Here is an 11077-nt window from a genome sequence, read left to right as displayed (position 1 = left end):
AAAAGAGGCTTTTTCAATTTCCACGCGCAGCCTCTTTGTCTCCGCGCCTCTGCGTGAGACCTATCTACGCTCATTCTCCATGTCTCCGCGCCTCTGCGTGAGCCCCTGCTCGCGCGGACTCCTAATCCTTGGCGACCTTTGTAGCGACGGCTCCTTTTCGCACGATGTAGATGCCCTTGGGCAGGGCGGAAAGGGGCCCCGGCTGGCGGATGCCGGCCAGATTATAAACCATCTCTTCTTCATCGCCCGTCGGGCTGCGCAGCGTGCGCACGCCGGTAGGGTCGTCCGGCTTGACGGCAAAGCGGTCGGGCAGGTAATAGCCCAGGTGGGGCGGCTGGTTGTAGGCCGTGTTCTGCCAGGCCACCCCCATGCGATACACATGGTCGTGCATCAGCGTGGGCACGCGATAAGCGGTGGGCAGGTTGGTCGAGAAGATGTTGAGCGTGCAGCTGTCGGCCGCATTCCACAGAATCAGCTCCTCGCGCCAGTCGCCGAAGAGGTCGGCCATCAGGTTGGGCGTGGCCTTGGTGCCATTGCAAGAGCTGGAGTGATTGTAGTCGTAGGGGTTCTTGCCATTGATGTAGAGGCGCGTCGTGCCGTGGCCGTTCCACTTGTCTATCTTGCCGCCGTCGAGCAGTTCGTCCTGCAAGTCGCCGTCCCAATAGATGCGGAAGTTCACCGATGTGGAGTGGCTGTCCACCACGCTGCCCGTCTGAACACTGCGCACCTTGCGGTCGTTGGACGACCAGAACTCGAAGCCGCGGTTGTTTGCGTCGATGTCGGCAGAGAGTCCACGCCCGTTATCCGAGACGCCCTCGGCCGTGTGCAGCACCTCGCCCGTGGCGGCATCGTGCACATCCCAGCCATAGGGCTCGATGTTTTCCTCGTGCACATCGAACAATTCCAGCCCGGGGCGATCGGGATCAAGGTCGGACAAGTGCATGGCGTCGCCGTGGCCGTAGCCCACGCTGTAGAGCAGTTGGCCGTCATCGTCGACGGCGGCCTGTCCGTAGAGTATCTCGTCTTTGCCGTCGCCGTCCACGTCGCCGATGCTCAGATTATGGTTGCCGTTGGCGTAGAGCGTGTGGTGCGACCCCTTGCCGCTGGTGTTGGTGGTGTGTCGCTTCGTCGTGAGCTTGCCGTCGGCGTCCCACAAGTTCACCGTGTTGTCGTCGACCGACCCGTGCAGCCACCGCGTGGAGAGCTCGTGGCCGTCGAAGTCCACGGCCCAGAGATAGGCCTGTGTGTAGTAGCCGCGGCCCATCACGGCCGAAGGCCTCGCTGCCGGTCCGCCCAGCCAGGCCACGGCGGCCAGGAAGCGGTCGCCCCGGTTGCCATAGCTGTCGCCCCATGCGCTGGCGTAGGCGGCGCTGCCCGAATGGCCGAAGCCGCGGTTGGGGCGGTAGAAGATGGTGTGCAGGGCACGGCCCGTCTCGCCGCTGAACACGGTGAGAAATTCGGGCCCGGAGAGCACATAGCCGTTGCCGTTGCGATAGTCCTTGGCATTGTCGGTGGCGGTGATGCGGGCATCGGTGGAAGCAGCTGATACAAAGCTGCCACCTCCATCGACCGATCCCGGTGCCGTCTTGCAGATGAGTTCGGCCTTGCCGTCGCCGTCGAAATCGTAGACCAGGAACTGCGTGTAGTGGGCTCCGGCCCGGATATTCGGGCCCAGGTCGATGCGCCAGAGACGGGTGCCGTCCAGCCGGTAGGCGTCCAGATACACGCGTCCCGTCTTTCCTTTCTGCGAGTTGTCCTTGGAATTGGAGGGGTCCCACTTCACGATGAACTCGTAACGCCCGTCTCCGTCCACGTCGCCCACGCTGCAGTCGTTGGGCGAGTAGCCGTAGCCCGGGCCGCCGGCCGGCCGGTCGAGCTTCAGGGCCAGGTAGGGATTGGCCCAGGGGGTGACGGCCTCCGTGGTGTCCACGGCCTCGCCGTGGCGCAGCGTCACCACCCGGTAGCGGCTGCCCGCACGGCCCTTGGCGTCGACAAAACAGGTGGAGCGGGTGATGGTGCCCGACACGTTGACGCCGTCGCGCAGCACCTGAAAGGCGGTCGCGGCCTCGTCGTCGGTGCCCAGCAGGCGCCAGCTCACAAACTCGCCGCCGCCGTTGCCCGGCAGGGCCACCACGCCGCGGTCCAGCCGCTCCATCTGACTGGTGGGCGTTGTCTGGGCCAGAGCCGGTGCGGACACGCTGCCCAGCATGCCGGCAAGCACGTACAAGGAAGATTTCTTCATGGTCATGTTTCGTTTGAATAATGATGGTTTCAGTAGATGTTTCGGGCCCGATGCCATGCGGGAACAGCCCGGCGACGGTCGTCAGACAGTGACAAAGTTACTTAAAATTGCTGTAATATTTGCATAAAGTCGGCAGTTTAACGCAATTGGGCTTGATTATTAAGGACATACGGCGCAAACTGCAGAAAATCCGCCACCTGCCACGAGGCAGTAATATGCGGATTATTGAAATAGAAAGGTTTTCAAATCGTTACCCGAAAGCAGGGTAACCACCTCCACCAAAAAGGAGAAAAACAGCGATTTTCCGTGCATCCGTTGCTGTTGCTTTGTTGCTCCATATTTTGCATAGCAGGGTTAGGCTCTTTCATGTTTAATTTTGCAACCAAAAAGAAGAGGCAATGGCAAGAAGCACATTCAAGGTGCTGTTCTATGTGAACGGCAGCAAGGAGAAAAACGGTATCGTCCCCATCATGGGGCGTGTAACAATCAACGGCACGGTGGCACAGTTCAGCTGCAAGCGCACCATCCCGAGGGAGTTGTGGGATGTGAGAGGCAACAGGGCGAAAGGTAGGAGCAAGGAAGCCATCGCAACCAATCTCTCGCTTGACAACATCAAGGCGCAAATCATCAAGCACTACCAAAGGCTTTCCGATCGTGAGGCATTCGTCACGGCAGAGATGGTGCGCAACGCCTATCAGGGGCTTGGCAGCGAGTACGACACCCTGCTCAAATCCTTTGACAGGGACTGCGCCTCCCTGCTCAAGCGTGTGGGCAAGGACAGGAGCATGGGGACATACAAGGTGATGCTCAGGGCAAGGGAAAACACGGCGAGGTTTATCCGCTACAAGTACAACCGCAGCGATATGTCGATGCTGGAACTCACCCCCGACTTCATCAGGGACTTCGCCGTGTACCTCAGCACGGTGAAAGGAAACAGGAACGCCACTATCTGGCTGAACTGCATGTGGCTCAAGGGCGTGGTGATGCGTGCGCACTTCAACGGCAAGATACCCAGAAACCCGTTCGCGCAGTTCCATGTCAGTCCGAACACGAAGGAGCGTGAGTTCCTTACGGAGGACGAGCTGAAGGCACTGATGTTGCACGAGTTCGCCGACAGTCACTCCGCCTTCGTGCGTGATTTGTTCGTCTTCGCCTCCTTCACCGCCCTTTCGTTCGTGGACCTGAAGGAACTCACCACCGACGATATAGTGGAGGTGAACGGCGAGAAGTGGATACTTGCGAGAAGACACAAGACGCATGTTCCGTTCCAAGTGAAGTTGCTTGATGTCCCCCTGCAAATCATCGAACGATACAGACCGTTTCAGAAAGACAACTCCATATTCGGGGACATCAACTACTGGACGGTCTGCAAGAGGCTCAAGAAAGTCATCTGCGAGTGCGGTATCACAAAGGACATCTCCTTCCACTGCGCAAGGCACGGCTTTGCGACATTGGCACTCAGCAAGGGCATGCCCATCGAGAGCGTGAGCCGTGTACTCGGACACACGAACATCGTAACCACGCAACTCTATGCGAAGATAACCACCGAGAAACTCGACACCGACCTCTCCATGCTCGGCAGTAAGCTCAACGTATCATTCGGCAATATCAAGATAGGATAACAATGAAAGGGAAAGATACAAACAACAATGCTCGTCAGATAATCACGATGGACGAACACGGGAACGTCACTATACCCAACGGCGAGATATGGATGGGCGAGTATGAGATTGCCAACCTGTTTGGCGTGTTCGGACATTCCGTCCGCACGCAGGTCAAGGAAATATACAAGGTCGGGCTGCTGCATCCCTGCACGGCAGAGAGGAACATAAGGGTGGCGGAGGGTCGCTGGCTTGATGCGTACAGCCTTGAAATGGTCATAGCCCTTGCGTTCCGTATCAGGTCGCAAAGGGCAAAAAGGCTTCGGGAGCATGTCATCGCAATGCTGAACGAACGGCACGAAAGGTTTGTCATGCTCCTTCCTGCACGGGCAGGCAGTCCCTGCTGAAACGCCTTGACAGAGGTTTATAGAGGTTTATCCCCTTGTGTCGATGGGGAATAAACCTTTTTCTTTTTGGGTGGTTGAAGGGCAGGGATAACAGTTAGGGACGAGTCGTATAGGACTGCCGAGAAAAGAAAAACATACCGAACACAACTTCTTTTATTTTGATGAATTGATGAATATTGATATAATATGATTGAATATCAAGCGATTGCAAGTTCATCAACATATCATCAGACGCTTGCGAACGATGAAAGAAAAAGGCATTTTCCCTTTTTCAGCAACCCTCGACAAATCCTGCAAAATTATCCTCCTATTCCCCTCAATTATTGCTCCGCACCTCCCTGCTTTCCCCTGTTTTTATTCCATTCCGTTTTTCTTTCACCGTTCCGCGCCATTCTTCACAAGTAGTTTTCCGAACGATGTCCGTAACTTTGCACGATGCTATATATCAACCATTTAAGCAAGAAAGAAATGGATAAGAAAAACAATGACGGGCTGCTGGAAGATATGCCCGAAAAAAGAAAAAAGGACGGGGCTTTCGTCCGTGTGGGCACAACGCTCTACAAACTTGCAGACATGCCTCTTGTCGGAGGCGGTTTTGTAAGGAAGCGCATCGTGTGGAACAACGAGACGCTCCGTCAGGACTACGGCAGGGACTATCTGGCGACCGTCCCGAAGTATGACGGTTTCTGCACCGTCCCCGACCATGTGAACTATCAGCCCGTAGTAGGCAGTTTCCTCAACCTCTACGAGCCGACGGGGCATCATCCGAAGCAAGGTGTGTTTCCCCATATCGAGGCATTGACAAGGCACATCTTCGGGGAGCAGTACGAACTTGGCATGGACTACCTGCAACTACTCTACCTGCAGCCCATAGAGAAACTGCCCATCCTGCTGCTCGTATCAGAGGAGCGCAACACGGGCAAGAGCACGTTCCTCAACTTCCTCAAAGCCCTCTTCGGGGGCAATGTAACCTTCAACACCAACGAGGACTTCCGAAGTCAGTTCAACTCGGACTGGGCAGGGAAACTGCTCATCCTCGTGGACGAGGTGCTTCTCGACCGCAGGGAGGACAGCGAGCGGCTCAAGAACCTCAGCACCACCCTTTCCTACAAGGTGGAGGCGAAGGGCAAGGACAGAGACGAGATTTCGTTCTTCGCCAAGTTCGTTCTATGCTCCAACAACGAGCGTCTGCCCGTCATCATCGACGCAGGGGAGACACGCTATTGGGTGAGGAAGGTGGGGAGGATAGAAAAGGACGACACTGACTTTCTGAAAAGAATAAAGGAGGAAATACCCGCCTTCCTCTTTTTCCTCCAGCACCGCACGCTCTCCACGAAGAAAGAGAGCCGCATGTGGTTCAGTCCCGAACTCATCCACACGCAAGCCCTGAGCAGGATTATACGGAGCAACCGTAACAGGACAGAGGTGGAGATGGCGGAAACCTGCCTTGAAGTCATGGACTGCATGAAAGCGTCCGCTTTCTCTTTCTGCATCAACGACATGCTCCTTCTGCTGAACTGCGCAGGCTGCAGGACGGACAGGACGCAGGTAAGGCGTATTGTGCAGGATATATGGAAACTCACTCCTGCCGAAAACACGCTCACCTATACGACCTGCCAACCGAGCTATGACAACATGCGCCCATACACGGAGGTAAGGCGCACGGGGCGTTTCTACACCATCGGCAGGAAGCAGTTGGAGGAAATGCAGGGATAGGGGGAGTGGAAATGATGAAACTCAGCTTTGACAAGCGGCTTGATGAGGACATAATGAAAGCATATTGTACTGATTTCCAGATTATTGAAACAAGATTCATCAATTCATCAGAATTTTCATCACTCCGACTTCGGTGGGAAACGGCAGTGGCATTACAGGCGGAAACGGAACAGGCAGAACACGCTGATATAAGCAGTAGAAAAGGTAGTCACGGCAAGCCGTGCATTCTGTATTTCCAAGTATGCAGGGGGTTCAGACATTCGGGTGCAGTCCAAGTATGCCTTCGGAGAAACAAGTCCAATCGGCAGCACCGATGGAGAAGCCGTGGGGACTTCAGAATACAAGGGAAAGAAGTGGCTGGGGCAAATGCCCACGTGGTAAGCACGGTACGGATATTTTCAAAAGAGAAAATACCGTAGCTTATTAGGGGATTTTCCTCACGCTTCACTCCGTGTCCGCTGAAAATCTCCCAATAAGCCAACGGGGTTGCACCCCTCTGGACCCCCCTGCCGAGCCTGTCGGCATAAAGAAACGAGCAAGCCGAAAGGAAGTCTTTCCTCCTTTCAACGATTGTCCACCGACCGTATCTAAGGACATCAAGGCAACGAAAACAAGATAATGACAACATCTAAAAAAGACAAAAGGATATGGGATATTGCGTATTGCATTTGGAAAAGGCAAAGGGAGCCGACAGCGGAATGTCGGCTCACATCGAGCGCACCATCGTGCCGAAGAACATAGACCCTACGAGAACGCACCTCAACCGTGAGTTAATCAGGTTTCCCGACGGTGTGTGCAACCGCACGGCTGCCATACGCCACCGCCTTGACACGGCAGGGCTGAAACGCAAGATAGGGAAGAACCAAGTACAGGCAATCCGCATCGTGCTGAGCGGAACGCACGAGGATATGGAACGAATGGAAAACGAAAGGAGGCTCGGAGAGTGGTGCGATGACAGCGTGGCGTGGCTGAGAGAGACCTACGGGGCGGACAACCTCGTGTCGGCAGTCCTGCACATGGACGAGGAAACACCGCACATCCATGCCACCGTAGTGCCGATAGTGCAGGGTGAGCGCAGGAAGCAGAAAAAGGAAGAGAAGGCAAAGCGCAGGTACAGGACGAAAGCGACAGCCCCACGCCTCTGCGCAGACGAGGTGATGAGCCGTGCCAACCTCATCAGGTATCAGGACACCTACGCCGAACACATGGCGAAGTACGGGCTGAAAAGGGGTGTCAGGGGCTCGACAGCCAAGCACCTCTCCACGCATGAGTATTACCGCAATCTCATCACGCAGGGCGAGGACATACAGGAGAACATCGCCAACCTGCTGGCAAGGGAGGCGGAAGCACGGTGCATCATCGAGGAGGCAGAGCAAGCCAAAATGGAACTCGCACGCATCAAGGCGGAGAAAAAAACGGTGGAACTGAAAAACTCAGCTACCAAGACCGCCACAGCAGCACTCAACGGCATCAACTCCCTGTTGGGCGGTAATAAAGTGAGCAGGCTTGAAAGCGAGAACAGGCAGTTGCATGGTGAGGTGGCGGAACTGAAAGAGAGCATCGGACAGATGCGCACGGATATGCAGAAAATGAAGGAAAGCCACGTCGCCGAGCGGTTGCGGGCATCGGAGCAGCATCAGCGTGAAATCGGCAATCTCAGGCGCATCATCGACAAGGCAAAGGAATGGTTTCCCATGCTTGCCGAGTTTTTCCGTATTGAAAGGCTTTGCCGTTCGGTCGGATTGTCAGAGAGACACACGGACGAACTCCTGCAAGGCAAAGTACTCGTTGTTACGGGGAAACTGCATTCTGATGAGTACAGGCGTTCGTTCGCCGTTGAGAAGGCACGCTTGCAGGTGGGCAGGGAGGAAAGGGATGGGAAGACCGTACTTGACCTGCTCGTGGACAAAGTGCCGATTGCCACGTGGTTCAAGGAAAAATGGGAGAAAAAATTCGAACAGAAATCTATGTTTTGCAAAATGAACAGAAAAATTCGATTATAAAAGAAAAAATATTTTACCAAAGCCATATCTTGTGGGAACATTGGGTAAATACAACGAGGGGGCTTCAAAGCAAAAAAGCCCTCTCGTATTCATTATTTATTTCCGTATTTCTGTGATAGCAGATAGTTTATATCGAAAATTACCATCTTCCTTACTATTGCTTCTTGTTTTTTCAAAATCTGTCTCAGGACCTTTATCTGTATTAAAAGCACCGCTATAATAATAACCACTATCCCAGCCATTCCATCCCATATTACACAACAAATAATACTTTCGTTGTATATAAGAACCTATGGTTTGCCCATTTTTTATGCGGAAGACAGAACGGCTCATTTCTAATAATCCGTGAACCAACCAACAATGCCCACCTGAGTATGAATACCAAGTCTTTATAGTAATGCCTAAAAATTTCTTTTTGTGTTTCGTTTCCTTTGCATAACCACTTACTAATACATAGTATCCTTTCCTTAATTCATTGACAATGTCTGTTTCATTGTAATCTTTTTTTATTCCTCCAGATGAAAACCCTAAATTCTTAAGAGTTCTCGGGATGTTATCAGTAGAAGCGGAACTCCCTTTATTTTCATCAGTTTCATTTTCTGGGTATTTGGCATAAGTAACATCTAAATTTTGTCGTAAACCTAATTGTTGCATAATCCTTGCTATATAAGGGATTGCAGGAGGATATGGATTCCAAGTCTTTACATAACGATTCATAATCTCCCAATCAAAATCATAACCGTTGTATCGTTTGGGAAATTTATAAACGGATAATAATTGTGCAACAGCCGTTGGTACGCAGCCTGTGCTGGATAATTTTCCATCCGTTAATGGGCAAAATTGATTGTAAGGACTTCCCTGCCCCCACTCAACAGGACAATATCCTTCTTTCATTTCGGAAAAAGTTTTTTCCCATTTTCCATATACAACAGAAATTTCATCGTTTTCATTGATTCTGTTATTTTCGTTAAACTCATCAATCTCCTTAATGATTTGGACTTCCATATTTGCCAAAAATGGTACAAGATTAGGATTGTCTATGACACCATCTTGAGGGATTTCTCCTTTATCTGTAAGCACTAACATTGGAGTAACCCTTGTATCTCCGCTCATTATAGCATATCCACCACCTTGAAAATTGAAAATATGTATATTTGTTGAATTATCAACATCTGACCTTGTCATTCCTCCAACTCTTGTATCTATAGAAGTGCCATCTACTTTGAGGGTAAATTTATTTTTCAGGATGGGATTTTTTGGAGCAATAGAGTTTACACGAGTTGTTTTGCCTAAAAGAATTTCATTGAGTTCTGTTTCTGCATCATTGATATTTCTCTCATAGGAAGTTACTATTTTTTCCTCATCTTTTTCTTTTAACTCTATCTCATTTTGCATACATGAGCTAAGAAAAAACAAAAATATAGCGCAAACTATATATATTGTATTGTTCAATTTTAAACGCATATTCTATAAGCATTTAAAGAAAAGGCAATCTCGTTTGAATAGCGAGATTGCCAAAAGATGTTAGTTTAAACGAGCATTTGGATAACATGCCAAATTTATATCGTACAAATCTCCTCCACAATCGAAGTCAATACTTCCGTCATAACGATATAAATACCAACCATCAAAACTTCCTCCCCATCCCATATTAGCATGGCAATAAACATTGTACCTCTTTAAGATCCTGCGAGGTTGTTTTGGTGAAGGAGCCACATTAGAGGGACGAACGCGAATTTGATAACCATCAACAACCCAAGCATGTGAACCATTGGTAAATGCTCTTGTTGCTCTTGTTCCTCTGATGGCTCTTGCAGTTCCTCTACATATAACTGGTCTTCTTGAATTTAAAGAGTTTGCCATGTTTTGGAAAGTACAAGAGTTTTTTCCATCAATATGGACATTCCATTTTTTTACATAATTTGCAACTGCATCTACAGAAACAGAACCTCCTTCACTTGTAAATTTTGTGCCGCTTCCATCTGCAAGATTCTTTATTAAAGAGGCTAACCTTTTATCTTCCTCAGTAAGCTCATGGTATCCCCAAAAATTCGGAGAATAACTTCCTAAATTACCCCAATAAAATTTCTGTCCTTCAGGAGTTGTAATGTCATTGATATTCGGTTGTAAATACGCCAAGACTTGTGCCCAAGCAATAATTGTACACCCTGCAGGATGGCGTCCGTCATAACCATAGCCAAAATCATATTCTGGGGGACATTTAGGCACATAAAGATTATAAGGACTTGTCTGATTCCATTTTGTTTTTAGCATAGGCTCAACTATTTTATATAATTGCCCAGAGGGATTGTCTGTGGCAGAACTACGTGTTACAGGAGTATTGTTTACAAGGTATTCTACATGTTTCATCCCCTTCTTCCTAATTTGCATATTGACATAAGCTTTTGTTTTTTCACGAAGAGAATCTTCGCATTGCTTAATTACGGCAATCTCTTGCAAGGCTATGTTCATTGCATTTTTTATCATCAAATCTGCTGTTTCGTTTGGTGAAAAGAAATCTCCTTCCTCAGAAAAGGCAATAACATAAGGGAAACGGCAATCTGAACTTACAATCATACTAATAGGCTTCTTGGCTTGATGGTCAACCCATTTTAATTTTGTAAAGTATATTTCTTCACCTTTTTCGTGCTGTTTTGTAGTCAAGGATAAACTAATTTTTTCTTTTTGCACATTTGATAAAGAATTTAAGGCAGACCTTGTATTAGATCCCTTAATACTTCCGATGTATGATTTCGCAATGCTTTCAACCTCCTCATCCGATAAGTCTTTCTTATCAGGATAGGCAATACTATTGTACTCTTGTTCAGACAAAGAGATATAAGATTTATGACCGTTATCTATAACGGTATCTACTTCATCCATTTTGTCACTACACCCACTCAGAATAAAGAGTACTACCGGTAAAAATTTTAGATAATTCTTCATAATAAATTGTTTTAGTTTGTATTCGCTTACAAATATAAGCAATATTCATGTTGCTTCCAAATTTTTATCACCCTTTTTTCTTATATTGCGTTAAAACACCAACAAATGATGATGGGAATTTTGGGGAATTAGAGTTTTTATGTACTTTTGTAGCAAAGAGCA

Annotated in this window: 7 protein-coding genes; 4 read left to right on the top strand and 3 right to left on the bottom strand. The window is 49.6% G+C overall.

Annotated features, from left to right (window positions below; translation table 11 throughout):
* Positions 1 to 121 precede the first annotated feature (121 nt).
* Positions 122 to 2242, bottom strand: coding sequence for a rhamnogalacturonan lyase (locus L888_RS13735; protein ID WP_084567372.1), 2121 nt, complete (start codon positions 2240 to 2242; stop codon positions 122 to 124).
* Between the two features lie 398 nt (positions 2243 to 2640).
* Between L888_RS13735 and L888_RS0111540 the strand changes: the two genes are divergently transcribed.
* The 4 genes from L888_RS0111540 (at position 2641) to mobV (ending at position 7969) form a co-directional block, all read left to right on the top strand.
* Positions 2641 to 3864, top strand: a complete 1224-nt coding sequence (locus L888_RS0111540; RefSeq protein WP_019189218.1) for a site-specific integrase — start codon at positions 2641 to 2643, stop codon at positions 3862 to 3864.
* Between the two features lie 2 nt (positions 3865 to 3866).
* Positions 3867 to 4250: a hypothetical protein gene (locus tag L888_RS0111535; RefSeq protein WP_019189219.1), complete on the top strand. Its 384-nt coding sequence runs from the start codon at positions 3867 to 3869 to the stop codon at positions 4248 to 4250.
* Positions 4251 to 4718: 468 nt separating this feature from the next.
* Entirely contained in the window at positions 4719 to 5966 is a 1248-nt protein-coding gene (locus tag L888_RS0111525; RefSeq protein ID WP_084567371.1) for a primase-helicase family protein, read from the top strand.
* Positions 5967 to 6613: 647 nt separating this feature from the next.
* Complete coding sequence (gene mobV, locus L888_RS0111520) at positions 6614 to 7969, top strand: MobV family relaxase (RefSeq protein ID WP_027952991.1); 1356 nt, start codon at positions 6614 to 6616, stop codon at positions 7967 to 7969.
* 96 nt (positions 7970 to 8065) lie between these two features.
* Here mobV and L888_RS14220 read toward each other — a convergent pair whose 3' ends face one another.
* Both L888_RS14220 and L888_RS14215 read right to left on the bottom strand, forming a co-directional pair.
* On the bottom strand, positions 8066 to 9364 hold the full coding sequence (locus tag L888_RS14220) for a C10 family peptidase (protein ID WP_025067547.1): 1299 nt from the start codon (positions 9362 to 9364) through the stop codon (positions 8066 to 8068).
* 129 nt (positions 9365 to 9493) lie between these two features.
* Complete coding sequence (locus L888_RS14215) at positions 9494 to 10915, bottom strand: C10 family peptidase (protein ID WP_075261874.1); 1422 nt, start codon at positions 10913 to 10915, stop codon at positions 9494 to 9496.
* Positions 10916 to 11077: the final 162 nt, after the last annotated feature.

Origin of the sequence: Hallella seregens ATCC 51272, assembly GCF_000518545.1 — a bacterium.
Lineage (GTDB): Bacteria > Bacteroidota > Bacteroidia > Bacteroidales > Bacteroidaceae > Prevotella > Prevotella seregens.
Note: the sequence above shows the minus strand (reverse complement) of the source record. Positions and strands in the feature narration are given on the sequence as shown.